General features: G+C 52.6%; 24 protein-coding genes. 20 read left to right on the top strand and 4 right to left on the bottom strand.

Translation table 11 applies throughout. From position 1 onward, the window contains the following. Nucleotides 1–207 precede the first annotated feature (207 nt). Nucleotides 208–696, bottom strand: a complete 489-nt coding sequence (locus F3H20_RS14890; protein WP_149735705.1) for a spore coat protein — start codon at nucleotides 694–696, stop codon at nucleotides 208–210. A 151-nt stretch (nucleotides 697–847) separates the two neighbouring features. Between F3H20_RS14890 and F3H20_RS14885 the strand changes: the two genes are divergently transcribed. Both F3H20_RS14885 and F3H20_RS14880 read left to right on the top strand, forming a co-directional pair. Further along, on the top strand, nucleotides 848–1,786 hold the full coding sequence (locus tag F3H20_RS14885; protein WP_149735704.1) for a DMT family transporter: 939 nt from the start codon (nucleotides 848–850) through the stop codon (nucleotides 1,784–1,786). Between the two features lie 278 nt (nucleotides 1,787–2,064). Continuing rightward, nucleotides 2,065–4,152, top strand: coding sequence for a diguanylate cyclase domain-containing protein (locus tag F3H20_RS14880; protein ID WP_149735703.1), 2,088 nt, complete (start codon nucleotides 2,065–2,067; stop codon nucleotides 4,150–4,152). A 59-nt stretch (nucleotides 4,153–4,211) separates the two neighbouring features. Here F3H20_RS14880 and F3H20_RS14875 read toward each other — a convergent pair whose 3' ends face one another. Both F3H20_RS14875 and F3H20_RS14870 read right to left on the bottom strand, forming a co-directional pair. Beyond that, nucleotides 4,212–4,946, bottom strand: coding sequence for an SDR family NAD(P)-dependent oxidoreductase (locus tag F3H20_RS14875; RefSeq protein ID WP_149735702.1), 735 nt, complete (start codon nucleotides 4,944–4,946; stop codon nucleotides 4,212–4,214). Between the two features lie 141 nt (nucleotides 4,947–5,087). Next, the gene (locus F3H20_RS14870; RefSeq protein ID WP_149735701.1) at nucleotides 5,088–5,687 is read right to left on the bottom strand and encodes a nitroreductase family protein; all 600 of its coding nucleotides are present in this window, start codon (nucleotides 5,685–5,687) and stop codon (nucleotides 5,088–5,090) included. Nucleotides 5,688–5,962: 275 nt separating this feature from the next. On the opposite strand from F3H20_RS14870, the gene F3H20_RS14865 reads away from it, so the two are divergent. From F3H20_RS14865 to F3H20_RS14845, 5 genes are all read left to right on the top strand, one after another. After that, a complete protein-coding gene (locus F3H20_RS14865) occupies nucleotides 5,963–6,913 on the top strand; it encodes an outer membrane protein assembly factor BamE (protein ID WP_149735700.1) in 951 nt (316 codons plus the stop codon). Nucleotides 6,914–7,036: 123 nt separating this feature from the next. Continuing rightward, a complete protein-coding gene (gene msrB, locus F3H20_RS14860) occupies nucleotides 7,037–7,492 on the top strand; it encodes a peptide-methionine (R)-S-oxide reductase MsrB (protein WP_149735699.1) in 456 nt (151 codons plus the stop codon). Between the two features lie 38 nt (nucleotides 7,493–7,530). Then, nucleotides 7,531–8,427, top strand: coding sequence for a radical SAM protein (locus F3H20_RS14855; protein ID WP_149735698.1), 897 nt, complete (start codon nucleotides 7,531–7,533; stop codon nucleotides 8,425–8,427). A 22-nt stretch (nucleotides 8,428–8,449) separates the two neighbouring features. Further along, nucleotides 8,450–9,082 carry a LysE family translocator gene (locus F3H20_RS14850; RefSeq protein ID WP_149735697.1) on the top strand — a complete coding sequence of 211 codons (633 nt, stop codon included), beginning with the start codon at nucleotides 8,450–8,452 and terminating at the stop codon, nucleotides 9,080–9,082. A gap of 158 nt (nucleotides 9,083–9,240) precedes the next feature. Next, entirely contained in the window at nucleotides 9,241–9,864 is a 624-nt protein-coding gene (locus tag F3H20_RS14845; protein ID WP_149735696.1) for a DUF421 domain-containing protein, read from the top strand. 35 nt (nucleotides 9,865–9,899) lie between these two features. On the opposite strand, the gene F3H20_RS14840 is transcribed toward F3H20_RS14845, so the two are convergent. Beyond that, nucleotides 9,900–10,481 carry a YqaA family protein gene (locus F3H20_RS14840; RefSeq protein ID WP_149735695.1) on the bottom strand — a complete coding sequence of 194 codons (582 nt, stop codon included), beginning with the start codon at nucleotides 10,479–10,481 and terminating at the stop codon, nucleotides 9,900–9,902. 299 nt (nucleotides 10,482–10,780) lie between these two features. Here F3H20_RS14840 and rbr point away from each other — a divergent pair, with 299 nt between their 5' ends. From rbr to F3H20_RS14775, 13 genes are all read left to right on the top strand, one after another. Then, the gene (gene rbr / locus F3H20_RS14835) at nucleotides 10,781–11,374 is read left to right on the top strand and encodes a rubrerythrin (protein WP_149735694.1); all 594 of its coding nucleotides are present in this window, start codon (nucleotides 10,781–10,783) and stop codon (nucleotides 11,372–11,374) included. A gap of 179 nt (nucleotides 11,375–11,553) precedes the next feature. After that, a complete protein-coding gene (gene hcp / locus F3H20_RS14830; RefSeq protein WP_149735693.1) occupies nucleotides 11,554–13,191 on the top strand; it encodes a hydroxylamine reductase in 1,638 nt (545 codons plus the stop codon). Between the two features lie 204 nt (nucleotides 13,192–13,395). Beyond that, nucleotides 13,396–14,580 carry an MFS transporter gene (locus tag F3H20_RS14825; RefSeq protein WP_149735692.1) on the top strand — a complete coding sequence of 395 codons (1,185 nt, stop codon included), beginning with the start codon at nucleotides 13,396–13,398 and terminating at the stop codon, nucleotides 14,578–14,580. Between the two features lie 418 nt (nucleotides 14,581–14,998). After that, a complete protein-coding gene (locus F3H20_RS14820) occupies nucleotides 14,999–15,625 on the top strand; it encodes a hypothetical protein (RefSeq protein ID WP_149735691.1) in 627 nt (208 codons plus the stop codon). A gap of 29 nt (nucleotides 15,626–15,654) precedes the next feature. Next, nucleotides 15,655–16,545, top strand: coding sequence for an energy-coupling factor transporter transmembrane component T family protein (locus F3H20_RS14815; protein ID WP_149735690.1), 891 nt, complete (start codon nucleotides 15,655–15,657; stop codon nucleotides 16,543–16,545). Continuing rightward, nucleotides 16,542–17,399 (top strand): energy-coupling factor ABC transporter ATP-binding protein, encoded by an 858-nt coding sequence (locus tag F3H20_RS14810; RefSeq protein ID WP_149735689.1) that lies wholly within the window; start codon nucleotides 16,542–16,544, stop codon nucleotides 17,397–17,399. The genes F3H20_RS14815 and F3H20_RS14810 overlap by 4 nt, the downstream gene beginning before the upstream one ends. Beyond that, the gene (locus F3H20_RS14805) at nucleotides 17,396–18,244 is read left to right on the top strand and encodes an energy-coupling factor ABC transporter ATP-binding protein (protein ID WP_149735688.1); all 849 of its coding nucleotides are present in this window, start codon (nucleotides 17,396–17,398) and stop codon (nucleotides 18,242–18,244) included. Before F3H20_RS14810 ends, F3H20_RS14805 begins: the two co-directional genes overlap by 4 nt. Beyond that, complete coding sequence (locus tag F3H20_RS14800) at nucleotides 18,231–18,923, top strand: aspartate/glutamate racemase family protein (protein ID WP_188128358.1); 693 nt, start codon at nucleotides 18,231–18,233, stop codon at nucleotides 18,921–18,923. Before F3H20_RS14805 ends, F3H20_RS14800 begins: the two co-directional genes overlap by 14 nt. Before the next feature lie 26 nt (nucleotides 18,924–18,949). After that, entirely contained in the window at nucleotides 18,950–20,353 is a 1,404-nt protein-coding gene (gene hydA / locus F3H20_RS14795; protein ID WP_149735686.1) for a dihydropyrimidinase, read from the top strand. Nucleotides 20,354–20,673: 320 nt separating this feature from the next. Continuing rightward, the gene (locus F3H20_RS14790; protein ID WP_149735685.1) at nucleotides 20,674–21,288 is read left to right on the top strand and encodes a GAF domain-containing protein; all 615 of its coding nucleotides are present in this window, start codon (nucleotides 20,674–20,676) and stop codon (nucleotides 21,286–21,288) included. 401 nt (nucleotides 21,289–21,689) lie between these two features. Next, nucleotides 21,690–22,919 (top strand): diaminopropionate ammonia-lyase, encoded by a 1,230-nt coding sequence (gene dpaL, locus F3H20_RS14785; RefSeq protein WP_149735684.1) that lies wholly within the window; start codon nucleotides 21,690–21,692, stop codon nucleotides 22,917–22,919. Continuing rightward, complete coding sequence (locus F3H20_RS14780; protein ID WP_149735683.1) at nucleotides 22,913–24,097, top strand: YgeY family selenium metabolism-linked hydrolase; 1,185 nt, start codon at nucleotides 22,913–22,915, stop codon at nucleotides 24,095–24,097. The genes dpaL and F3H20_RS14780 overlap by 7 nt, the downstream gene beginning before the upstream one ends. A 7-nt stretch (nucleotides 24,098–24,104) precedes the next feature. Further along, on the top strand, nucleotides 24,105–25,691 hold the full coding sequence (locus F3H20_RS14775) for an N-acyl-D-amino-acid deacylase family protein (protein ID WP_149735682.1): 1,587 nt from the start codon (nucleotides 24,105–24,107) through the stop codon (nucleotides 25,689–25,691). The last annotated feature ends 32 nt before the right edge of the window (nucleotides 25,692–25,723 follow it).

The raw sequence follows: 25,723 nt of genomic DNA, 5'->3' as shown, positions 1-25,723 counted from the left end.
GTAACAAAAGGTTATTATGTTACCTGCAAGGAACTGGGGAAATTGTAAGGTATACACAGGGTATTTGTTCCGCTAAACGAAAGCTTAGCATTATCCAGGAGAATGCCTGGTAATCTGCATAAAAAAGTGGCTGCCCGGAATCAGACCGGAGACAGCCATTTTTTATGTCTACTGTAAAAGACAAGGAAAAGCACTTATTACAAAAGCTTATTTTACGTTGTACATGCCGTTGCTCTGCATATAATTGAAGATACCTTCGCCATGCTGCTGCTCTTCTTTTTGGATATGATTGAGCGCTTGACGCATATTGGCGTCGGTGAATTCAAAGATGGCCGTGTCATAGGCACCGGATACATATTTCTCGGTCATGAGCATGTCGTTGCACAAGGTGGCATCAGCCTGATTATACTGGGACGGAGCCGTGCCGGACTGACTTTGAGCCGCACCCGCCTGAGGCTGCTGGCTTTGGCCGGATTGGGATTGGTTCTGGTTCATCATCGGAACCTGCCCGTTGAGCATGGAGACAATGGTATTTAAGTGCTGCTGCTCCTGCTGGGCGTAAGACTCGAACAGTTGTTTCAGCTTGGGATCGGCGGCCCGCTGAGCGTGCTGCTGATATTTCTCGATACAGAGTTCCTCATGGGACTTTTGGTCCTGTAATAATTGTTTTTCTTTCTGGGTCAATTGTAATGCCATGGTGGCATCCCTCCTGACTGTTTTTCTTTAGCATTCCCGTTTTAGCGATAATCATGCGGTTTATCAGATTGTGAAATATCCGGCAGGTATGCTATAGTATAAGGAATGAGGCTGGAACAAACCGGCCGGCGGGTATAACAGGAGGGCTTTTATGCAAGCGCGGATTGCAGAGTGGATTCGTTGCCCGGCTAACGAACTGCTGATTTCTAATTTGATCATGACCTTGGTTGCCCTGTTTTGGGGAGTTTCTTTTATTAGCATTAAAATTGCCGTAGCAGAAATCCCACCGGTGACTATGGCGTTGCTGCGCTTTATTATAGCCTCGGCTTTGCTGATTTTGGTCCTGCGGCATCTGGAGCCGGAGGCGAAGCTGGCGAAAAAGGACATTCCCCGCATGGTGCTTGGCGGCATTTTTGGTATTACTTTGTACTTTTATTTTGAGAATATCGGCGTTAAGCTGTCTACGGCAGCCAACGCCTCGCTAATTGTGGCGCTAGTGCCGATTATCACCATCAGTCTGGATGTGCTGGTCTTTCGCAGCGAGGTAACCCGGTTAAAAATAGCCGGCGTAGTGATCGGCTTGCTGGGCAGCTATCTGGCGGTGACGGCTAACGGTGAATTGGATTTCAGTTCGTCCAATTTTAAGGGAAACTTGCTGGTGGTGGGGGCAATGATTTCCTGGGCTCTTTATACGCTGGTAAATAAATCACTGCAGGGCAAATATTCCGGTGTGGCGATGACCACTTATCAGACCTGTTTGGGGACGTTGTTTTTGCTGCCGCTGTCGCTTGTTGAGCATGCGGAGTGGCGCCTTTTCTCTCTGCAGGCTTTGCTCCACCTGGTGTTCCTCGCGGTGTTTTGCTCTGTGCTTTGCTATGTATTATACATTTATGTGCTTAAGCGTCTGGATGTCGCGGTTACTACTCTGTATTTAAACGTGGTTCCCATTGTCGGGGTAGTCTGTGGCTATCTGGTGCTGGGCGAAAGGGTATTTCCCAGCCAGATTATCGGCGGTGCCCTGACTCTGCTGGCTATTTTGCTGGCTAATCTGGAGCGGCGAAAAACCGGGAGCAACATCGTTGAGACTTGATAGTTTTGATATACACGAGGGGACCGGCAATGGCCGGTCTTTTTGCGTACCCAAAGCATAGTTTTGTTCCGTTGAAAAATTGCCTCCTTTGGTGGAAACATCAAGTGTTATGGAACATTTGTCAGTTTGAACCTGCATGCTAATGCCGGATGATGGGGTTGTGTCCCTTGTTAACGGAGAAATGGCGTTTAGCGCTGTTTCCTAACAAAAAAAGCAGGAATCAGGGGGTTATCGCGGAATAATGTAACACTTTACAGTATCACGAAGGAGGGGGCGCCATGGTAAGAGAGCAGGTAGCTAATTGCATACGGACTCGCTGGGCCAATCTTGGCTTGCATCAAAGACTGGGCGCCCTGCTGGTAGTATTGACGGTACTGCCTGTCGTTCTAATAACCTTCGTGATCTGGCAGCCTTATGAAAAGACGATGAAACAGTCGGTAGTGGTGAACAATCAGGAGATTGCCGAACGAATTGCCGGCGATATGGACTGGATGCTTGCCGAAAAGCTGCGGGTCTTGCGGCTTGCGGCAAGTAACGGGGACATTCGTTCACTGGACCCCGGACGCCAGGCCAGTGTGCTGCGGCGGCTGGTCTCCCGGTATCCCGATATACTGCTGGCGGTGACCGTCGACCTGACCGGTCGGCAAGTGGCCCGCTGGGATGGAAAAGCGGCCGATCCGTCCCTGCAATATCTGGACAGACAGTATATTTATGATGTCGTCCATAACGGAATGTCTGCCATATCCGGGCCGGTGCTGACGACAGGCACCGGCGAGCCCGGTATTGCCATAGCCGAACCGATCAAGGCTGGCGAGACCGTGGTAGGCTTGATTGTGGTGAATGTGGCGATGGATAAGCGGTTGAGGTATATCGGAGTTGCCAATGCCGACAGCAGGGCTGTGTTTATTGTCAATGCCGCAGGCAAGTTCCTGCTTCAGCCGGAGGGACAGACAGGCGGTGCGGCCGATGCTGCCGCTTTGCCGCCGTTGCGGAAAGCCCTTATGGGACAAAGCGGCTGGGAGGAATACGGAGCACCGGACAAGCGGCAGTTTGCCGGGTATAGCTATGTTCCCACTAGCGGTTGGGCCGTAATTGTACAGCAACCGGCGGAAGCGGCGCTGGTCGAAGTGGCGGCCGTCCGGCAAAGAGTACTGGTGCTGGTGTTTGGCACGGCTGCCCTGGCAGCGCTGGTAAGCCTTTGGCTGGCGGCGGCATTGACCAGACCGATAGCTGCCATTGCGGCAGCCGCCAATACCATCGCGCAGGGTGATATGAGCCGGAAGGCGGCAAGCACCTCCTGTGATGAATTTGGCTTGCTGGCTGTTGCCTTTAACCATATGACGGACGAACTGAGCAAGCGCGAAGCCCAGCTAAGAGAAAGTGAAGATAAATATCGTTCCCTGGTGGAACACCTCCACGTCGGTATTTTCCGGAGCGGCGATCTGGAGGAAATTCGCTTCCGGCAGACGAATCCGGTGATGCTGACACTGTTTGGCTGTAGCTCGGCAACCGAATTGCACGAGCTTTCTCTACGCCGTCTGTGCGTGGAGCCGAAAGCGTGGGCGGAGCTGCAGACGGAACTTAAGCGAAACGGTTTTGTCAGAAACTGTGAACTCTTGCTGCGGCGCAGGCTTGGCGAAAGACTTTGGTGTTCGGTGAGTATCACCCTCCGGCAGGCCGAAGACAGCGAAATTCTCTGGGTGGACGGAGTGGTGGCCGATATTACCGAGCGGAAGGAAGCGGAACAGGTACGGCAACTGGCTCACGATGAACTGGAAAGCCAGGTGAAGCAGCGAACAGAGGAACTGGTGCGGCTTAATGAAGAATTGCGGCGCATTTCTTTTCTGGATGCGCTTACAGGCATTGCCAACCGGCGCTATTTTGACGAAGTGCTGGAACGGGAATGGCAGCGGGCTGTCCGGCAAAAGACACCTTTGGCTTTAATTATGCTGGATGTGGACTATTTTAAAATTTATAACGATACCTACGGCCATTTGGCCGGTGACAGTTGTCTGCATTTTGTGGCTGAAGCGTTGGAAATGACAACAAAACGGGCTACCGATTTGGTAGCCCGTTACGGGGGCGAGGAGTTTGCCATCATTTTGCCGGAAACGGACGAGGCCGGTGCGCTGGCCGTGGGAGAGCGGATTCAGGACTATATTCGCCGGGCAAAGGACGAACTGTCCGCTTCGGTACTGCAGACGGCGATTACCGTGAGCATGGGGATTGCCGCCGAGATACCCCGGCTCAGCGAGCAGCCGTCCGAACTCATTGCCGTGGCCGACAGAGCGCTGTATGAGGCGAAACAGGCGGGGCGCAACCGGATAGTACTGGGTGACAGTACCTTGTCAGCCCTAAAACGGTAGGATAATGGTGTGGGAAATAGACCGCCCGTATTCACTGATTAAGGCTGATAAGGTGCTTATTATTCAGTGTAGATCATTTTTTTGGTCATGCCGCCGTCAACGATAAAGGCCTGACCGGAAATAAACGAGGCTTCGGCCGAGAGCAGAAAGGCCGTCATATTGGCAATGTCCGAGGGAAGTCCTACCCGGCCGACCGGATGCTGAGCATGGTCGGCCAGACTTAGGGCCGGAGTACTTTCCGTGGCGATCCAGCCGGGGCAGATGGCATTTACCCGGACGGACGGCCCCAGGGAATTGGCCAGCGCGTGAGTAAGGCCCAGCAAGCCGGCTTTGGCGGCAGCGTAAGCCTCGTTGTGGGGCTCACTCATCAGCGCCCGGGTGGAGGCAATATTTACAATGGCCGCCTGCGGCGACTGCCGGAGCAACGGGGCGCCAAACTTAGCGAATAAAAAGGCGGCACGCAGGTTGACGGCAAGTATATGATCAAACTCGTCGATGGAAATTTCGTCGATCGGCTTGAACGCGCTGATGCCGGCATTATTGACAATCCAGTCCAGACGGCGGTAATGGTTTTGCGCTGTTTCGACGACCTGCCGTACGGCCTGGGGCACACTGACGTCGGCCTGATAAAATATCGCTTCCAGGCCTTGCTCCTTCATTTCGTCGACGGTTTGCCGGCCTAGCTGGCTGCTGTCCGCAACAAGCACGGCCGCGCCCCGGCGGGCCAGTGTCAGAGCAATGGCTTTGCCGATGCCCCGGGCGGCGCCGGTGATGATAGCGACTGGTTGTGGCATGGTATCACTCCTCTTGTAAGCAGTATAAGGGAATGGAATAAGGAAAAATCCTAAACCGGCATAGCCTGCCGAGTTTAGGATTTTCACATGCCCGGAAGGGCATACGCCTGTTTGGGTCATAAACTAAGTCCTTCGGATGGGTTATTTATACACCTTAACCCGTTCCGGCAAAGGCTGGGATTCTTTCGGTCCAGGCTGGGCGGTGGGCTGGCCGAACGGCATTTGGGCGATAAGTTTCCAGTTGGCCGGGATATTCCAGCTTTCTTTTACTTTGTCGTCGATAAGCGGATTGTAATGCTGCAGGGAAGCACCAAGTCCTTCAATTTCCAGCGCTGTCCAGATAATGTATTGCAGCATGCCCGAAGACTGCTGGGACCATAGGGGGAAGTTATCCTTATAGAGCGGGAAGCTTTTTTGCAGATTTTCCACTACCGAGATATCTTCAAAATAGAGAATGGTGCCATAGCCGCTCTGGAAAGAATTGATTTTTTCCTCCGTGGCGGCAAAATTGGCGGCGGGAACGATCTGGCGCAGCGCTTCTTTGGTAATATCCCAGAGAGCATCATGCTGTTTGCCGAACAGGACAACGGCCCGGGCGCTTTGCGAATTGAAGGCGGAAGGAGCATGGAGAACGGCTTCCTTGACAATTTCCTCAATGCGGTCTTCCTTTACAGTAATGTCCTTGCTGATTCCGTAGAACGTTCTTCTTTCTTTCACAGCGGTTAAAAAGCCTTTTTCCATTTAAAATCCCTCCTGAGTGAGTACAATAGCCATACTGTTTAAATATAGATCAAACAAACGGTAAATATACTCAATTTTTAATTGTTAGTAATATTTTACCAAAAAACAATAAAAGTATAAATAGTTTTTTTTAATATTAATTATTTGTTAGCTTTATTTTATAATAGCAATAGTTACTAAAAATATTCTCCGGTTATTTATGATATAATAAACCACGATACCTGACAGAACGCCTGTCCTCAAGAAGGCGCGCTGCGGCGAAGGAGGATGAAAAAGTGAAACGAGTGACCCTGTTTTTCCTGGTACTGGTAAGCACGATGCTTTGCATCAGTTTTTCCACGGTTGCCTGGGCCCAAGCTTCACTCTTGGCCAATTCTCCGAATCTAACTCCCAATCAATGGGTGGGTCACCGCTTTGTATTCTTGGCGCTGCCGGCAGACAAACAGTCGGAGGGCTATGAAATTTTTCCCGAAGAGCAGGCGGAGCAAGGCTTTGCCGGCGACACCTCGGTCCGGCTGCCTTATCAGAGCTTCGAGGGTAAGATAATGACGGTTTCGGCGGTCGTGTCTTATCTGGCCGGTGATCAACAGTATGAATATATGGTTCATTTTAAAGACGATAAAACCGGCCAAAAATTCCTTGGACGGACAATGCGGGGGCAGCTGGAAGGGATTGTACCCGAGGCCGATCTTTCAAGAGCCAGACAACAGTTATTAGGCAAAACCATTTATTTAAAGCAGCGCATGCTGCAGGGGATGTATGATCCACAGGCTGGGGAGTCTTCTGCCGCCGTACCTGTAAAGCTGGGTGAAGCAGCGCAGGTGCTGGATGTATATAGCGGCTTACGAGCCAATGAGCCTATCTGGCTGGTTGTCCGGGTTCATGGACAAAAGGCGATATTACCGATTGCCTACAGTTGGACCAATCAACCTATGACAGCCTGGACGGAGCAGGCTCCCTGGCAGACTGCCCTGTTTTTGGAAAATCCGCGTACTACCTTGGGCTGGTCTGATGAAGTCTGGAATCAGCTTGACGCCGGTACGGTGGAACCGGGCATGACTAAAGAGCAGGTTCTGCTTAGCTGGGGTGCTCCGGTATCAGTTGATGAGAAAACCTATGGAACGGAGCAGGCTGTCTGGAATTACAGCAGCAAAATGCTGACATTCCAGCAGGATGTGCTGCAAGCGGTAAAGGACATTGCCCTGAACGAGGCTGCAATTCCTTAACGGCTTGCCGGCGGAAGCCGCTGAGCGACAGCCGTCATCAATACTGACTGAATTGATGGCGGCTGTTATTTGTAGGGGAGCTGAAAGAAGAAAGTACATATTTTTTGATGAGGAGTGTTCGGAATGAGCGAATCAAACAGCAAAGACCTCTTAAGAAAGAAGCTTACCGACCTGCAATATGAAGTTACGCAGCAAAATGGGACCGAGCCGCCTTTTGCCAATGAATTTTGGGATCACAAAGCCGAAGGCCTGTATGTGGATATTGTTTCCGGCGAGCCGCTCTTTAGCTCGCTGGACAAGTTTGATTCAGGCTGTGGCTGGCCCAGCTTTTCTAAACCGCTGCAGCGGGAAACAGTCCGGGAAAAGCTTGACCGGAGCCATGGCATGACCCGTGCCGAAGTGCGGAGCAAGCAAGCCGATTCCCATTTGGGTCATGTGTTTACCGACGGGCCGCTGCCTGGCGGCTTGCGGTACTGCATCAATTCGGCGGCATTGCGGTTTATTGCCCGGGAAGATTTGGTTAAAGAAGGCTATGGTGAGTATGAGAAGCTGTTTGCCGGCACGGCTAAGGCTAAGTAGACGGATCTCTTTTGCCATAAGTGAGAGAGGTGAACGCCATGTATTTTGATACGGCCGAGGGGCCGGTCTTTCGTCCGCCCAGTGAAGCCGACAGTTTCATCCTGCGGGTGACTATCGGCTGTTCGCACAATCGCTGCACCTATTGCAACATGTACCGCAGCGTTTCCTTCCGCCTGCGGACGATGGAGGAGATTGTGGCTCAGGTTGAGCGGGCTAAACGTTATGGAGAGAGCATCCGCCGGGTATTTCTCGGCGACGGCAACGCCCTGGTATTACCGGCGGAACGGTTATTGGAAATTTTGGCGCTTTTACGGCAGGCGCTGCCCAAATTGCGCCGTGTGTCCTGTTATGCCGGTCCGCGCGATATGTTAAATAAAACGCCGGAAGAGCTGCTGGCCTTGCGCGAGGCCGGCCTGCAGCTCGTTTATTACGGTTTGGAGTCGGGTGACGATGAGGTGCTGCAGTATGTCCGTAAAGGGGTTACGGCGCAGCAGGCGGTGGCGGCCGGTCAGCGTATTGTGGCGGCGGGGATGAAGCTGTCGCTGATGGTGATTGCCGGTCTGGGCGGCAGGCAGCGGTCAGAGCAGCATGCCCGCCATACGGCGCTGGCGATTAATGCCATTCGGCCTCATATGTTCAGTGTCCTGACGCTGATGCTGTATCGCGGCAGTGAACTACGCCAGGCATACGAAGCGGGACAGTTTGCCGTGCTGTCGCCGGCGGAAATTGCCGGCGAGATGCAGGCACTGCTGAGGGCGGTTAATCTGCCGGAAAGCAGTCATTGCCTGTTTCGCAGCAATCATATTTCCAATTACGCCCCATTGGCGGGAACCTTGCCGCAAGATAAGGATAAGCTGCTGGCCGCTTGCCGGCAGATGAAAAGTCAATTGGCGGGAGTGACGGAATGGGACCCTTATAATACAGTGGAAGAATAGGTTGGGTTGAGGAGATATCGGTATGGAGAATTTCGGAGTTTTTATATTGACTGCTTTGGCAGCGGCTATTTTGCCAGGCGCCGATTTCGCCCTGGTTACGAAGAATACGCTGGCCGCCGGCCGCAGTGGAGGGCAACTGAGCGCCTGCGGTGTTGCCTCGGGCCTTTTGGTCCACACTATGGCAGCAGTATTGGGCCTGTCGGCGATTATCGCCCAGTCGGCCACCTTGTTTGAATGGGTAAAGTATATTGGCGCTGCCTATTTATGCTATATGGGCTGGATAACTTTCCGCCATGCCGGGGAAGGTGCTGAACTTACGGCGGCAGACGGCGGAGAGAACGCCGGAGCGGCCGTTAAACTAAGCAGCTATTTTTGGCAGGGAGCTTTGACGAATGTCTTAAATCCCAAAGCCTCGATTTTTTATTTGACTCTGCTGCCTCAGTTTGTCGTTCCCGGCGAGAACGCGCAGTTTTATCTGTTTGTCCTGGGGTTGATCGCTGTACTGATTGTGCTGTTGTGGTTTCTATTCGTGGCTTCCGCTTTCAGTTATATCCGGGCTTGGTTTGCCAAACCCCTGTTTAGGATAAACTTTCAGCGCTGTGTAGGTTTTATGCTATTTTCCTTCGGTATAAAACTGGCGTTGTCTAAAAAATAATTAATCAGGGCGAGAGACTGTCGTAATGGGAGAATCCTTTGCGACAGTTCTTTTCATTTAAAAGAGAAATCGAACTTGCCAAGCGGCAATAAGCCGGACGACTGCGGGCATACTAGAAAGTAAAGCGGCACAGGCCGGTCTGGCAAGGAGGAACGGAAGTGGAACTGTCCCTGGTCTGGAAAACCATTGTAACTATTTTATACGGAACATTGATTTTGCGGATTGCCGGGCGCAAATCGCTGGCTCAGATGACGGTGGCCCAAACAGTGGTCATGCTGGCAGTCGGTACCGTTCTGATTGAACCACTGGTGGGCAGTGAACTGGACAGTACTTTTGTGGTGGTCACGCTGGCAGTGCTGACGCTTATTTTTATGGAATATGCGGAGCTACGGATTCCGTTTCTAAAAAAGGTACTTACTGGCAAGCCTGTTCTGCTTATTGAAGATGGTGTCATTCGCAAGGACCATTTAAAGCAGGTGCGAGTGACGGTGCAGCAACTGGAGATGGAATTGCGGCAGGCGGGAATTGCCAGTTGTGAAGAGGTACGCTGGGGCACTATTGAACCGAACGGAAAGTTTGGTTTCCTGCTGAAAGAGGAATTTCAGCCGCTCAACAAGCAGGATTACCGGATGTTGCGGGAAAGCCTCCGGCGGCTGGAGGAGCGGCTTGCCGTACCGGAGGAGCCATTACCGGCCAAGCCTGTGGCATTTCAGGACGATGTGTTTGTTAAAGTCGCGTCAGCCGGTGAACGACGGACAATAGAAAAGGGGGATATTCCGTAAAAGACTGCGGAATATCCCCTTTGTGTATTTGATATTTATTCAGGCTGATTTTGCACCGGCCTTCTCCGCCGGTAGTAATAGAACCCGGCGGCTGTCAGCAGCAACAGGGCAAGGCCGGCATAGACCCAGGTGGCCGGTAACTGGTGAAGTACCTGCAAGGCTTCAGGACCGAAATAGTGAACGATCAGGCCGATCAGAAGAAAGCGCTTGCCGCGCCCGAGCAATGAGGCAATAAAAAAGACCGGCAGATTGGTCCGGAAAGTACCGGCTGAAATGGAGATGAATTTATAGGGAATGGGCGCCAGCGAAGCAAGGAAAATAGCCCAGCCCCCATAGCGGGTAAACCATTCCTCGATTTTTTGGCTATGCCGTGGAGGAACAAATTTGTGTAAAGCCCGTGTCCCGAATTTGCTGCCGATACCGTAGCCGATAAAGCCGCCCAGGACCGAAGCGGAAGTGGCCAGAATCGAATAGTACAGTGCTTGATCGGGAACGGCGAGCACCATGGGAATTAACAGGACATCAGGCAGGATGGGGGAAATGAACGATTCAACAAAGGAAATCAAAAATAATCCCCAGACGCCGTAGCTTTGCAATAACTGAACGATTTGGTCCATAACGCTTCCTTTCTATATCGTAATTATCTATGGGTAGCCATAGCCTGGAGCTTTCGGTCAGGCGTCCCCGGACGTTGGGACCGGAGACAGCGCGGTTTTGATTATAACATAAAACAAAGGGATTTGCACTAATTTGCCGGCCTGCCGGGCAAAAGTGGCAGGGGAGCGGTGGAAAACGGCGAATTATAAGATGGTAGGATATTGACGAAGCTTACAAAGGCTACTATAATAGTTAATAGCGGATAATTATTATTAGTTAATAATAACCGTTATAATAAATAAAAGGGAGAGATTTAAGAGTGAAAAGCTTAAAAGGTACTAAAACTGCTGAAAATTTATTGAAAGCGTTTGCCGGAGAGTCTCAGGCCAGAAACCGGTATACATACTATGCATCGGTAGCCGATAAGGAAGGCTTTAAGCAAATTCAATCCATTTTTATCGAAACCGCCGATAATGAAAAAGAACATGCCAAACGGTTCTATAACTTCCTGTTGGAAGGCTTGAAGGACGAACTGCCGGTGATGCTGGAAATTACCGCATCCTTCCCGGTGGAAAAGGGTGATACCCTGACTAACTTAAAAGCCGCTGCCGGCGGGGAAAATGAAGAATGGACCGATTTGTACCCGGCTTTTGCCCAGGTTGCCGCTGAAGAAGGCTTCCCTGAAGTGGCCGCCGCCTTTCGCATGATTGCTGCCGCTGAAAAATGTCATGAAGTCCGCTTCAACAAGCTGGCTGACAATGTAGCCAACGGTACGGTATTTGTAAAAGACGGCAAGGTATTTTGGAAATGTGCTAACTGCGGTTACATCCATGAAGCCACGGCCGCACCGGAAAAATGTCCGGCCTGCCTTCATCCGAAGGCTTTCTTTGAAGTGTTTGCCGAAACCTATTAAAAATAAGGTGAATGTAAAGATGGTATGGCGGTGCAAAAATCGCTGTACCATCTTTTTTGTGTGCTTGACAAAATTTTTGAGCGGCTGTGATGCAGGTCACAGCCGCTCCGGGCTGTTTACTGTATGATAGCACTATGAATAAGGTTGTTATACCCTAATAACAAGGAGGCTTATATACAATGGGAATGTTTTGCTATCAATGTCAGGAAACGGCGAAGGGGAGCGGCTGTACTATGCGCGGTGTTTGCGGGAAGACAGCGGACGTCGCCAATTTACAGGATCTTTTGATTTATGTGCTGAAGGGAATTTCCATTCTTAATGTCCAGGCCAGAGAAGCCGGCGTGAATAAACCGGCAGTTGATGTCTTTGTAATGGAAGCGCTCTTTTCCACCATTACCAATGCAAATTTTGACAAGGCCTACTTTGTCGGCAAGGTGCAGGATGCACTGGCCATCCGCGATCAGGTGAAGGCCGAGCTGCTCCAGGCCGGCGTGGCGCCACAGGAAGGCCATGACAGTGTAACCTGGACTGATGGACCCCATGCTTTTGAAGCCAAGGCAGAAGCAGTCGGTATTCTGGCAACTGAAAATGAAGATGTCCGTTCGTTGCGCGAACTTTTAACCTACGGCGTGAAAGGGATGGCAGCCTACGCTGAGCATGCCTATACCCTGGGATATGGACAAGACGGTATTTTCGCTTTTATGCAGCGGGCGTTGAAGGCGACCACTGAGGAATTGAGTGCCGATCAACTGGTATCGTTAGTACTGGAATGCGGTAAATTCGGGGTGGATGTCATGGCTCTCCTGGATCAGGCCAATACCACCACCTACGGCAACCCGGAAATTACCAAGGTCAATATTGGCGTTAGAAACAACCCGGCCATTTTGATCAGCGGCCATGATCTGAAGGATTTGGAAGAATTATTGGAACAGACCCGGGGCACCGGTGTCGATGTATACACCCATGGTGAAATGCTGCCGGCCCACTACTATCCGTTCTTCAAGAAATACGATAATTTTGTCGGCAACTACGGCAATGCCTGGTGGCTGCAGGATAAAGAGTTTGCAAGCTTCAACGGACCGATTCTGATGACTACCAACTGTCTGGTTACACCGAAGGAAAGCTATAAGGACCGGGTATATGTGACCGGTGTGGTTGGCTTTGAAGGGTTGAAACAAATCCCAGCCAGAGCTGCCGGTCAGCCAAAAGACTTCTCAGGCCTAATCGCCCATGCCAAACAGTGCCCGCCACCGCAGGAACTGGAGCAGGGCGAGATTGTCGGCGGCTTTGCCCACAATCAGGTATTGAGTCTGGCCGATAAAGTGGTAGAGGCTGTTAAAGCCGGCGCCATTAAGAAATTCTTTGTCATGGCCGGTTGCGACGGTCGCATGAAGAGCCGCGACTATTACAGTGAATTTGCCAAAGCGTTGCCTCAGGACACCGTCATTCTGACAGCCGGCTGCGCTAAATACCGTTACAACAAGCTGCCTTTGGGCGATATCGGCGGTATTCCCCGGGTGCTGGATGCCGGACAATGCAACGACTCCTATTCGCTGGCCGTCATTGCTCTGAAACTGAAGGAAGTATTCGGTCTGGACGATGTCAATCAATTGCCCATTGCTTATAACATTGCCTGGTATGAACAGAAAGCCGTCATCGTACTGTTGGCACTGCTCTACCTGGGAGTGAAAAATATTCATCTCGGCCCAACGCTGCCCGGCTTCCTGTCGCCCAACGTGGCCAAAGTGCTGGTGGAAACCTTCGGCATCGGCGGCGTAGGCGATGTGGAAGACGATTTGAAAATGTTTATGGCATAAGAATAAAAACAAAAAATATATAACGGCTAAGTATAAAAACCACCCTGAAAAGGGTGGTTTTTATACTTAGCCGCTGCTGGTTCCCTTGTAAAGATAAGAAAATCAGTATATTATCCATGCAATCACAGCGGTTTAACAGTATAATGAATATACGCCTGCATTATCAAGTGATAGGCTGTCAAAAGGGAAGAAGGGAGTAAGAACATGTTTGCGTCCATAAAAAATGTTTCTCCCACCGTATGGCTGATCAGCTGTGCCCATGGGGTGATCGATTTATCGGCCGGTGCCTTGTTTGTGGCCCTGCCATATTTTAAAGCGAAATTCGGTTTGTCCTATGCCGAGGTGACGGCTATCGTGCTGTTGCAAAACCTGACCTCTTCGGTCAGCCAGCCGTTGTTCGGATACTTAAGCGACCGGAAGGCCCGGCCCTGGTGGATGCCGCTGGGTTGCTTCACGACAGGGGCGGTGATGCTGGCCTCGCTTCTGGTGCCGTCCTATCCGCTGGTACTGGTGTGTACCGCGATCAGCGGCTTCGGCAGTGCCGTGTTTCATCCGGAGGGAGCGAAGGTTGTCAATTGGTTAAGCGGTAAGGCGAAAGGCAAGGGGGCCAGCTTATTTACTGTCGGCGGTAATGCCGGCTTTGCCATAGGATCGCTGTTCTTGGGAATGCTCTTGTCTGGTCCGACGGTGCTGTATTATGTATTTGTGCTGCCTAACATCATAATCGGGGGCCTGCTGCTGGTGACCAGAAAGCAATGGGTGCGACAGTCGCAGCGGCCGGCCAGCGCCGCCGTGCGGGGCGTCTCTGCTGTGCGGCTGGATTTGGCCCTGCTGGCACTGTTAGGCATGGTGCTGATGCGTTCCACGGTTACCTCAGGAATCAGTACCTTTGTGCCACTTTATTATACCTCTTATTTACATGGCAGCCCGGCCTATGCCGCGCTGCTGCTGACGGTATATCTGGCCGCGGGAGCGGCCGGCACGCTGTTGGGCGGTCCGCTGAGCGACCGTTATGGCAGCAGGACGGTGATGTTGTATTCCATTCTGCCGGTGGGAGTGCTGCTCTATCTATTTACCCTGGCAGGGGGCATGTGGTCCTTTGTTTTGTTGGCCGCAATCAGTGTGCTGCTGGCGGCCACCTTTACCAGCAGTTTGGTGATGGCCCAGAAAATGATGCCGGGAAATGTCGGTATGGCCTCGGGCCTAACGTTGGGCTTCAGCATTGGTCTGGGGGCCATGGGCGTGCTGGTACTCGGGCAGATGGCCGATATGTCGGGCCTGGTATGGGTATTCCAGCTATTGGCGGTATTGCCTGTGGCCGGTTTTATACTGACGCTGTTTGTTCAGGAACCGGACGAGATGCACGACATGGTGCCGATGAAAGAGTAATCGACTATAGTGTCAGACCTAAAACGGCAGGATTAGATCGGACACTGTACTAAACTGTTCATGGTGTAAGTATGACCGGCCCCATAATTATACGTAGTGCAACAACCCTGGCGGGCCAAACTTGGCCCGCGCAGGGTTGCTGACATTACGGGGATAACCGGGAAAGGCGCCGCCAGCCCGGCGACGAATTTTCTTTATAAAAAGAGTGGACAAAAATCTCAAAATGAGATATACTGAGACCAACTTAATAAAACGGTATATTTTTTTAAACTTTTTTGTCTCGAAATGAGACTTTTGGGCAAGGGTGCCCTGAGAATGGATGAAAGTTCCTTCTCAGGGCACTTTTCGTTTGTCTGGTAATTGCAGCGGCGGTAACGTCGGTTGTTATTATAATAAAAAAATGACTGGAGTGATTCGTATGTCCACACAGGTAGTAACAAGAGAGCAGGATAGTGTCTGGGAATTGGAAGCTGGTGAAGTAAGAAAATCGGGTTTGGGGCATTTTGTCATGATGGCCTTGTTTACCGGGGTCGGCGTTGTTGTCGGCACCTTTGGCAGCATTGCTGTACCGCTGGGGTTTGTGTCGGCCTTCTGGCCCGGCCAGGCCATTCAGGCGGTTGGCAGCATTTGGTATGGCATGTGGGGAGGGATTGCTTCCTTTGTATTTCCGATTATATCCAATGCTATTTCCGGGTCGGCCCCTCTGCCGGTATCGCTGGCCTACATACCGGGCAATCTGGCGCAAGGCATTATTGCCGGCTGGGCCTTCCGCACCTTTGGTGCCGATCCGCGGCTTTTGACGCCGAAAGACTGGGTTGCCTTCACTTTTTGGGGTATTATCGTTTCCAATATTATTGGCGCCGGTTGGGGCAGCACGGTCTTGAGAACTTTCGATCTGATTACGCCGGCAGCTCATTTACCCGTATTCTTCGGCTGGTTTGTCGGTAATGCGGTGGCTTCCTGGATACTGGGAGTTATTATGCTGAAATTCGTTTCACCCATTGTTATTAAATCAAAAACTTTTTGTAAAAAATACTGGGCCTAAAACCCGGTAGCTGTTGGGAGGCGCTATGTATGGCAGGGACACAGACTATGCAAAAAACCATTTTAGGTTATGTGCCGCTGGAATCACCGATTTATGCCCTGCATCCCCTGGTTCGTCTAACCCTTTTTGTGATTACCGGCGTGATTCCCCTGTTTATTGAAATGCCGGAGGGAAATCTGGCGTTTCTGCTGGTTATTTTGGGTTTGTTCCTGTTTTCCCGGGTGGATTTGCGCAAGCTGAGGGTGTATTTACCCATGGTATTCACGATAGGAATATTTATTCTGGCCATGTACATCTTTTTCCCCGTCGGCAAGGGGGAACCACTGCTATTGTATCAGGCTGGCTGGGTACGCCTGGAATACCACTCCCTGATGTGGGCTTTGAGTGTGTACATCCGCATTGTGGCTCTTATTTATGCGTCGATTTTTTACTTTTCGACCAACCGGGAAAGGGACATTCTAGTGGCGTTCCGGTCGACGGGTATGCCGTTTGTCTGCTCTTATTTTTTGGGCCTGTCACTGCGGTCGGCAGGCATGTTTCTGGAAGACTACCGGATTATCCGTGAGGCGGAGGAGGCCCGGGGATTGGATACGGAGGATATGTCCTGGACCGGTAAAATCAAGCATTTTGCCATGTATATGGTGCCGCTGTTTACGCTGGCCATCCGGCGCAGTGACGATATCAGCATGGCTTTGTTTGCTAAAGGCACCGTGCTGACCGGCAAGGTTAATGGCCGGAAACGGTCCGACTACCTGGTTGCCAAATCGCCGGTGCGGTGCGGCGATATTGCCATGATTTCCGGTATGCTGGCTGCTTTTCTGGTTTTTGTCATCTTTGAAGTCCATACCAATCAGTTTGATATCAGTCATTCACTGATGAACCGGGCTTTGCTGGCCTCGGTAAAGGGGGGAGGAGAGTGAAGGCTCTAGAAGTGAAGCATCTATGTTGGAAATACAGCGGCAGTGAGTCTATGGCGCTCAGGGATATCTCCTTTTCTTTGGAAGCTAACCGTTTTTTAGGTATCGTCGGACCCAATGAAGCAGGAAAAACAACCTTGGCCCTTGCCTTGCGGGGGCTGATTCCAGAACATTTTTCCGGTGTGCTGCAGGGTGAGATCGAGATTTTTGGCACGACAGTGAGGTCACTTAGTTCGCTGGAACTGGCTCAGCATATCGGGATGGTTTTTGCCGATCCCGATGCCCAGTTTACGGCGATGAGCGTAGAAGAGGAGATTGCCTTCGGTTTGGAAAATCTGGGGCTGTCGGTGGAAGAAATCAATGAGCGGCTTGACTGGGTAAGCGAGCTGACCGGTATCCGGGAACTGTTGGGTAAACCGCCTTATGATCTTTCCGGCGGCCAGAAACAGCGGGTAGCTATTGCCGCTGTGCTGGCCATGAAGCCGAAAATCATCATTTTGGATGAGCCGACCTCCATGCTGGACCCCCACTCAAAGGATAATGTATTTTCCCTGTTGGCTACCATGAAAAAAGAGCTTCAGATGACCATTGTAGTCATTGAACATAATATTGAAAAGATAGCGGAATTATCCGATGAAATTTTACTCCTGGCGGAGGGCAGTATCCGCCGCTGGGAAAAGGCGGAACGCTTTTTTGACGATCTGCATGGCATTGCCGCCAGCGGGATCCGTGTGCCCGACATCATCCGGTTTTCCTATCTGGCTGCCGCCGACAGTCCCCAGCCGAAGATGCCGGTTTATTTTGAAGACATCCGCGATCGGCTGGGGCAGGAACTGAAACGGGGGAGAACGTCATGACACAGCAGTCGATTGTAATGGTTGAGAATTTGGAATATTGCTATCCCGATGGAACCAGGGCGGTCAACCAAGTGTCTCTGGAGATTTTCCCCGGCGAGTTTATCGCCCTGATCGGGCAAAATGGTTGCGGCAAAACGACCTTGTCCAAGGTGCTTAACGGAATCTTCAAGCCCACTTCGGGCACCGTAACGGTGGACGGACTGGATACTACCCGGCCCAAGGTGAAAAAACAGTTGGTCACGGCTATTGGCTATATTTTTCAAAATCCCGACCATCAATTGTTTAATAATAATGTGTTTGATGAGATTGCCTATGCGCCGCGCAATATTGGCTGCACGGAAAGTGAAGTGCGCGAACGGGTCAGCGAGGCGGCCCGGATTGCCGGTGTGCGGCCGGAGCTGTTTGGTGAGCATCCTTTCTTTCTGACCAAAGGATTGCGGCAGCGGGTGGCGATCGCCTCTATCCTGTCGTTGAAGCCGAAGGTCATTATTGTCGATGAGCCGACTACCGGCCAGGACTACCGGCAATCGATCGAAATTATGGAGTTTCTGCAGGAACTGAACCGGCAGCATGGTCACACGATTATTATCATTACTCATGAAATGGATATTGTTGCCCAATATGCCAAGCGGGCCGTGGTCATGCACCAGGGGCACATGCTGCTGGACGGAACGGTCAGAGAGGTGTTTGGCGCCCGTGAAATTCTTGATCAGGCATCGCTCAAGCCACCGTCGCTGACTGCTCTGGCCCAGGCTTGGCAGGCATATGGCATTGACCGGGGCATCGCAACGCCGGAGGAACTGTACCGGCAATGGCGTCGGAGGTGCGGTTATGAAACGGCCTAATCTGCTGGTCATCAATCCCAATTCTTCGCCGGTCATGACCGGCGATATTGAAGCAACGGTACAGGTGTTGAGCGGCAGACTGCATTTTGATTTTGTGGTTACTTCTACACCGGGAGCGCCGGACGTGCTGGAAAGCTTCCGTGACTATACGCTGGCCGGCGCCAGTGTCCTGCAGCGGCTGGCCAAGCAGCAGCCGGACCATTTCGACGGTTTGCTGTTAGCCTGCTTTGGCGATCCGGCCCTCTATGCTTTGAAGGAACAAGTACTGCTGCCGGTTACCGGTATTGCCGAGGCTTCTTTTTCGCTGGCTCTTTTGCTGGGCTACCGGTTTGGTATACTGGCGGCTTCGGCCAAGGCCAAGCCCATGATGGAGTCGCTGGTCCTGTCTTACGGGCTGCAGGCTAGGCTGGCCGGTGTGGCGGCGCTGGAGGTGCCGATCGGTGATTTTGCCGGCCGGCCGGGCAGCCTGGAAGATTTAATGGTAGAAAAATGCGAAAGTTTGCGCCAGGCTGGAGCGGAAGTAATCATTCTTGGTTGTGCCGGAATGACCGGTGTTGGGGCACGGCTGCAGCAGCGGACCGGACTGACGGTGATTGACCCGGTGGTGGCAGGCTGTACGGCGCTGTGGCAGATGATTGCCGGCGGTTTTTGTCCTTCCCGCACCGGACTGTATGCGTAAATAAGTAGCTGGAGAGGAGTGAGAATATGCTGGATTTGATTATTCAAGGCGGCAGCATAGTGAATGCCGACGCCATAATAAAAACCGATATTGCCGTGCAAGATGGCCGGATTGTTTCCCTCGGCGATGCCGCATTGCTGGGGCGGGCCAAACGGGTGATTAACGCTGCCGGTCAATACGTTCTCCCGGGGCTGATTGATATGCACACTCATTTTGAGGCGCCGTTCATGGGCTGCCGGGGCGCTCTTGACTTTTACAGCGGCAGTGTGGCCGGTGCTTTTGGCGGTGTTACCACTTTTATTGATTTTACCAATACCCGGCCGGGCGACTCGGTATTGGCCAGGGTGAAAGAGCGGCGGGAGGAAATGGCGAAAGCCGTCATTGATTACAGCACTCATGCCAAGTTTGTCGAAGCCAATCCGCAAGTGATTGCCGAAATTCCGGCTATAGTGGAATATGGCTGCAGCAGTATTAAGCTGTTTATGACCTATCGCAAAGAAGGGGTTATGATTGAGGACGACGGGATGCTGGCTGTGCTGGAAGCCGCCCGCAAGTGGGGGGCGCTGCCGGGAGTGCATGCCGAGTCCAATGCGATAGCCGAGTTTCATATAGAACGGCAGCGGGCCAAAGGCGAATTGGACTGGATTGATTTCCCTAAGGCCAAACCGCCGCTCTGTGAAGAGGAAGCAGTGCGGCGGGCCATTCTGCTGGCGGAAGCCGCCGGATCGCCACTGTATATTTTTCATCTGACCAGCCGGCGTGGCCTGGAGACGGTGCGGCAGTCCCGGCTTAGAGGCTGTCCGGTTTATGCCGAAACCTGTCCCCATTATCTGGTGCTTACGCAGGAAATGTACCGGCAGGAGGAAGGATATCGTTACATCATGAGCCCGCCGCTCCGGGATACTGATGACTGCCAGGCGCTCTGGACCGGCTTGGGGCAGGATGTTCTGGTGGTTAGCTCTGATGACTGCACTTATACGCTGGCCGAAAAGACCATGTTTTTGCCGCAAGATGAGACAGGCGGCAGGCGTGATTTCACTAAAGTGGTAAATGGTGTACCGGGAATTGAGACCCGGCTGCCGTTGCTTTTGGAGGAAGGTGTTCAGCAAGGGCGGCTCACGTTGCAGCAACTGGTTGCCGTGGCGTCGGCCAATCCGGCCAAACTGTTCGGTCTATACCCGGAGAAGGGCGTTCTGCAGCCGGGCAGCCTGGCCGATATGGTTTTGGTCGACCTGGCACAGACTGGGACAATACAGGCTGACCGGCTCCACCAGGGCATTGATTACAGTGTGTATGAGGGAAAGAAGGTCACTGGCTGGCCGACAATGACGATTGCCAGAGGCAAGGTGATTGTGGAAGACGGTAACTTTGTCGGTGTGCGCGGTGCCGGACAGTTTGTTCGCCGCAAGCCTTTTGCTGCCAACCGTTGATTTGCAGGTCACCGATAGCGAAAATGCCAATTCCTTTGGAAAATACTTTATTATTGCTACGTTTTTTGGTAAACTGACGTAGAAACTAGTTGTTGTTGTCCTAGGGCGTGTTTGCAAGCTAACGGAATGATCCCTGGCGAGTGATTTTTGTACCAGACGAGGCAACATTTTGCCGGAATAGCGGCCCCTATTTCAAAAAATGTTAACGAAGTATGGTGCAAAAAGCGCCGTCAGGGAGCGTTTCGGATAGTTGCAAACACGCCCTGAGGAGATGACCGGCTGGTAAGCCGTTCAGGCGGTTAATGTGCTTGAGGTGAGCTATGATGATAGGTTTGCAGGATATACGGGATACTGTACAGAAAACAGCGGAAGCTATAGCGGACGTGTTAAAGATTGATGTGGAAATTGCCGATGCCCAGTTGATCCGTGTCGCCGGTACTGGCAAGTACCGGGAGGGACGGGGCAGTGTTATGCTGGACGGCTTTGTATACCGCCATGTGCTGGAGACAGGGGAAACAGTACTGATTAAGAATCCGGGCAATCATGAACTATGCCAACCCTGCCCGCGCCAGGGGAACTGTTTTGAAGATGCGGAAATGGCTGCGCCTATTCTGGTGCAAGGTGAGCCTGTCGGGGTGATCGGATTGATCAGCTTTGAACGGGAACAGACCCGGCTGCTGCTGGATAACCGGGAATGGATGCTGCAATTTATTGTAAAAATGGCCGAGCTGATTGCCGGCAATTTGACCTTGCCGGAAACAAAACTGGAGCGGTCATTATTGCCGCTAAACCTGAACCATCTGGAGAAAGAGGCCATTGTCAAAGCGCTGGCCGAGTTTTCCGGCGATGTCCGGAGCAAGGAAAAGGCCTCCAAATTACTAGGTATTAGCCGGGCGACGCTATACCGCAAAATTAAGGAGTATGAATTATCTTAAGGGGCCACTGATATTGTAGGCCTGCCGGCATGGTGAGAGATTTTTCGCCGGCAGGGAAGAAGTGGAACTGCACCAAATGGCTCTTTTAAGGTTTGGCTGACGCAGCCACAGGAAAAGCTCCGTCAGAACATGCCGTGAGAATACATCGGTGTTCCTTTAAGCAACGTTATGGAAGTAGTGTTCTTTAGATATCCGGACAACATGCAGCTGGCGCCACCGATTTTCGTAGACTTATATCTCATTTTGAGATATAATAAAGGCAGACCAAGACATTTGTTGGGGATATTTTTTTACCAATTGTGTCTCAAAATGAGATAAATGAGCAACGGCGCTCTCTGCAAGAACCATCCGGTTCTTTAGAGCGCCGTTTTTCTTTTCTTTTAGAAAGCGAGGTAGAACCAATGAATCAGGTAGCTTGGCTAAAGAGTGCCCTGAAAAGACAGCATGGCACCGATGTAGCCTTCCTTGGCCCGGCGGCGCTGGCTGAGGTGGCGCAGTTTCACAGCAGCTTTTCCCAGTATCAGGTCACACCGCTCCGCTCTTTACAGGGGTTGGCGGATAAGCTGGGGGTGGGCGGCATCTATGTCAAAGATGAGTCTTACCGGTTTGGACTGAATGCCTTTAAGGTTATGGGGGCATCGTATGCTATTGGCAAATATCTGGCCGGCCGGCTGGGCAAAGACCTGGGAACGCTGCCGTTTACCGTTCTGTCTTCGGCGGCCGTCCGGGCAGCGCTGGGTGAGATTACCTTTGTGACGGCAACTGACGGCAATCACGGCCGGGGTGTGGCCTGGACGGCACGGGTGCTGGGGCAGAAGGCAGTGGTCTACATGCCGAAAGGCTCGTCGCTCACCAGGCTGCAGCATATTCAAAGTGAAGGAGCGGAAGCCTCGATTACCGAGTTGAATTATGATGAGGCAGTTGATATGGCGGCTGAACAGGCCGGCCATAAAGGCTGGGTAGTGGTACAGGACACTGCCTGGGAGGGGTATGAGACTATTCCTGTCTGGATTATGCAGGGTTATGCCCATATTGCGGCCGAAATCCTTGATCAGTTCCGGCAAATGGGGCCGGAAAAGCCCACCCATGTATTTTTACAGGCTGGTGTAGGCTCGTTTGCTGCCGCTATAGCCGGCCATTTTATTGCTGCATTTGGTGCTGAGCGGCCGGTGATGGTGCTGGTCGAGCCTAATCAGGCCGATTGCTTTTACCGTTCGGTCCTGGCGGCGGACGGCCGGAAACGAAGCGTGAGCGGCGACATGGCGACTATTATGGCCGGGCTGGCCTGCGGCAAGCCCAATCCGTTGAGTTGGAGTATCCTCCGGGACTATGGTGACATGTTTTTCTCCTGTCCCGATTGGTTGACGGCCAAGGGTATGCGGGTGTTGGGCAATCCAGTCGGTCAGGATGAGCGGGTGATAGCAGGAGAGTCGGGGGCGGTTGGCGCCGGTTTGCTGGCTGCTCTCCTGGAGCGAAAAGAGCTGTGGGAAGCGAGAATGGCGTTGGGGCTGGATCAGCATTCCCGGGTGCTGTTAATTAGTACCGAAGGCGATACCGATCCGGCTTCCTATCGTAAAATCGTCTGGGACGGGGCGTATCCGTCCTGGCAGGAGGGGGAGAAAACATGCTAAATCAGCAACGGGAGCAGGAGATGATTGAACTCTGCCGGGAACTGGTGCAATGCCGAAGTTATTCCGGTGAGGAAGGAGACGCGGCTGACCGGTTGCAGCAGGCCTTTGTCAGTTTGGGCTACGATGCTTTTTGGCGTGACCGGTATGGCAATATGATTGGTTGCATTAGAGGAAACCGGCCAGGAAAAAGGCTGTTATTTGACGGACATTTGGATACTGTGCCGGTGGTGGATGCCGCTCAATGGCGCCATGCGCCGTTCGGGGCCGAAGTGGAAGCGGGGCGAATCTATGGCCGGGGCACTTCCGATATGAAGGGCGCCGTCAGTGCCATGACGGCGGCGGCCGCTTATTTTGCAACTGACAGCCGCCGTAACTTTCCCGGTGAAATCTACGTGGCCGGTGTTGTACACGAAGAGTGCTTCGAGGGGGTGTCCGCCAGGGAAATCAGCCGGCGAATTCAACCCGACTATGTGGTTATTGGTGAAGCATCGGAGCTTAACCTAAAACGGGGACAGCGGGGGAGGGCGGAGATTGTGGTGGAAACCTATGGGAGGCCTGCCCACTCGGCCAATCCGCAGTGGGGAGTCAACGCTGTCTACCTTATGGCTGAAGTGGTGCGGCGCATCCGTCAATTAACGCCGCCGGCCCATAACATAATGGGAGCCGGCATTATGGAACTGACCGACATCAAATCCTCGCCTTATCCCGGTGCTTCGGTGGTGCCTGATTATTGCCGGGCAACCTATGACCGCCGTCTGCTGGTCGGGGAAACGCCGGCCTCGGTATTGAAGCCGCTGCAGGAGCTGCTGGCGGCAATGGAGCGGGAAAATCCGGAGTGTAGGGCATCCGTTGGCTTTGCTGCCGGCAAGGAGCGTTGCTATACCGGGGCAGAAATTGAAGGGGATCGGTTTTTCCCCGGCTGGCTGTACGAAAAGGAGGAGCCTTTTATTGCGGCGGCCTGGGAGGGCCTGCTCCGGGCCGGCCTGACGCCGGAACTGACACAATACTCCTTCTGCACGAACGGCAGTCATTACGCCGGGGAGGCCGGCATCCCCACGATTGGGTTCGGACCTTCCCGGGAAAATCTGGCTCATACGATTGACGAATATATTGAAATTGACCAGCTGCTGCAGGCGGCTGCTGCTTATTACGGCATTCTGGCCGCGGTATTGAGGTGAGTGTTGTATGAGGATATTGATTAAGAACGGCCGCCTGGCGGATGGCAGCGGACGATCGCTTTTCCCGGCCGACGTGGTGATTGAAGGCGAGCGGCTGGCTTGTATTGGTCCGGTTGGCAGGGAGGGTGACTTTGACCGGGTGATCGAAGCCGAAGGACTGGTGGTGGCACCGGGCTTTATTGATACGCATAGCCACTCCGATCTGGCAGTGCTGCTCAATCCCGTGCTAGAACCCAAGCTGTGTCAGGGAATTACGACGGAGGTGCTGGGGCAGGACGGTATTTCACTGGCGCCGTTGCCGGTGGAATATGTGTCGCCCTGGCGAAAAAACCTGGCCGGGCTGGACGGCGACAGCGACCGGATAGACTGGACTTATAAAACCACTGGCGGCTATCTGCAACTGCTGGAACAGAATGGTGTCGGGCTTAATGAGGCCTATCTGGTACCTCACGGCAATGTACGGATGGAAGCTATGGGGCTGGATAACCGTCCGCCGACGGCGCTGGAACTGGAACGAATGCAGGACATTGTCCGGCGGGAACTGGAGGCCGGCGCGTTTGGCTTGTCTAGTGGCTTGATTTATATGCCTTGTGCCTACGCCGGCCGACAAGAGCTGGTATCGCTATGCCAGGTGGTTGCCGGCTATGACGGGGTATTTGTCGTGCACCAGCGCAGCGAAGCGGACACCGTACTGGAATCGATGGAGGAAATTCTGGATATAGGCCGGCAGTCGGGTGTCAAGGTACATTTTTCTCATTTTAAGATTTGCGGTGTTAAAAACTGGCGTTATCTGGAGCCCATGCTAAACTTACTGGATAAAGCCGCCCGGGAGGGGATAAGGGTCTCTTTTGATCAATATCCTTACGCTGCCGGCAGCACCATGCTGGGGGTTATCCTGCCACCCTGGGCTCATGACGGCGGCACCGACAAACTGCTCGGACGTCTGCAGGACCGGGAGGCGCGGCGGCGCATGATTCGCGATATCGAGCAAGGCCTGCCGGGCTGGGATAACTTCTGGGATTTTGCCGGACCGGATCAAATTTATGTTACCAGTGTGAAGACAGCTGCTAACCGCGATCTGGTTGGTAAGAACCTGGTGGAGATCGCCGGTCTGCGCGGCAAAAATGTGTATGACGCGGCTTTTGATCTGTTGAACGAAGAGGGCAATGCCGTCGGCATGGTGGATTTTTATGGCAAGGAAGACCAGGTGATTCGCATTCTGCAGCGACCCGAGCAAAATGTCTGCACCGACGGACTGTTGGGCGGCAAGCCCCATCCACGGGTATACGGTTCTTTCCCCAAGGTGCTTGGCCAGTATGTGCGGGAAGAGCAGGTGCTTACTTTAGAAGCGGCTGTTCGCAAAATGACCGGTAAACCGGCTGAAGCCTTCGGACTGCGGGAACGGGGACTGCTAAAGCCGGGCTATTTTGCCGATGTGGTTATTTTTAATCCCGGTACTGTCCGGGACAGAGGGACTTATATTGAACCCGCTCAATATCCTGCAGGGATAGAATATGTATTTGTTAACGGTGGCTTAGCCTTGGATAATGGCCGGCCAACCGGGAAGCTTAGCGGTAAGGTGTTGAGAAAATAGTGGCTGTCCTCCCTTTTTACAAGCCGGCATCG

Origin of the sequence: Propionispora hippei DSM 15287, assembly GCF_900141835.1 — a bacterium.
GTDB lineage: Bacteria > Bacillota > Negativicutes > Propionisporales > Propionisporaceae > Propionispora > Propionispora hippei.
This window is presented reverse-complemented; position numbering and strand designations above follow the sequence as displayed.

Excerpts from the sequence above, each read along its gene's own strand:
- F3H20_RS14890 (WP_149735705.1), bottom strand. The coding sequence starts at position 696 with ATGGCATTACAATTGACCCAGAAAGAAAAACAATTATTACAGGACCAA.
- F3H20_RS14885 (WP_149735704.1), top strand. The coding sequence starts at position 848 with ATGCAAGCGCGGATTGCAGAGTGGATTCGTTGCCCGGCTAACGAACTG.
- F3H20_RS14880 (WP_149735703.1), top strand. The coding sequence starts at position 2,065 with ATGGTAAGAGAGCAGGTAGCTAATTGCATACGGACTCGCTGGGCCAAT.
- F3H20_RS14875 (WP_149735702.1), bottom strand. The coding sequence starts at position 4,946 with ATGCCACAACCAGTCGCTATCATCACCGGCGCCGCCCGGGGCATCGGC.
- F3H20_RS14870 (WP_149735701.1), bottom strand. The coding sequence starts at position 5,687 with ATGGAAAAAGGCTTTTTAACCGCTGTGAAAGAAAGAAGAACGTTCTAC.
- msrB (WP_149735699.1), top strand. The coding sequence starts at position 7,037 with ATGAGCGAATCAAACAGCAAAGACCTCTTAAGAAAGAAGCTTACCGAC.
- F3H20_RS14855 (WP_149735698.1), top strand. The coding sequence starts at position 7,531 with ATGTATTTTGATACGGCCGAGGGGCCGGTCTTTCGTCCGCCCAGTGAA.
- F3H20_RS14850 (WP_149735697.1), top strand. The coding sequence starts at position 8,450 with ATGGAGAATTTCGGAGTTTTTATATTGACTGCTTTGGCAGCGGCTATT.
- F3H20_RS14840 (WP_149735695.1), bottom strand. The coding sequence starts at position 10,481 with ATGGACCAAATCGTTCAGTTATTGCAAAGCTACGGCGTCTGGGGATTA.
- hcp (WP_149735693.1), top strand. The coding sequence starts at position 11,554 with ATGGGAATGTTTTGCTATCAATGTCAGGAAACGGCGAAGGGGAGCGGC.
- F3H20_RS14825 (WP_149735692.1), top strand. The coding sequence starts at position 13,396 with ATGTTTGCGTCCATAAAAAATGTTTCTCCCACCGTATGGCTGATCAGC.
- F3H20_RS14820 (WP_149735691.1), top strand. The coding sequence starts at position 14,999 with ATGTCCACACAGGTAGTAACAAGAGAGCAGGATAGTGTCTGGGAATTG.
- F3H20_RS14815 (WP_149735690.1), top strand. The coding sequence starts at position 15,655 with ATGGCAGGGACACAGACTATGCAAAAAACCATTTTAGGTTATGTGCCG.
- F3H20_RS14805 (WP_149735688.1), top strand. The coding sequence starts at position 17,396 with ATGACACAGCAGTCGATTGTAATGGTTGAGAATTTGGAATATTGCTAT.
- F3H20_RS14800 (WP_188128358.1), top strand. The coding sequence starts at position 18,231 with ATGAAACGGCCTAATCTGCTGGTCATCAATCCCAATTCTTCGCCGGTC.
- hydA (WP_149735686.1), top strand. The coding sequence starts at position 18,950 with ATGCTGGATTTGATTATTCAAGGCGGCAGCATAGTGAATGCCGACGCC.
- F3H20_RS14790 (WP_149735685.1), top strand. The coding sequence starts at position 20,674 with ATGATGATAGGTTTGCAGGATATACGGGATACTGTACAGAAAACAGCG.
- dpaL (WP_149735684.1), top strand. The coding sequence starts at position 21,690 with ATGAATCAGGTAGCTTGGCTAAAGAGTGCCCTGAAAAGACAGCATGGC.
- F3H20_RS14780 (WP_149735683.1), top strand. The coding sequence starts at position 22,913 with ATGCTAAATCAGCAACGGGAGCAGGAGATGATTGAACTCTGCCGGGAA.
- F3H20_RS14775 (WP_149735682.1), top strand. The coding sequence starts at position 24,105 with ATGAGGATATTGATTAAGAACGGCCGCCTGGCGGATGGCAGCGGACGA.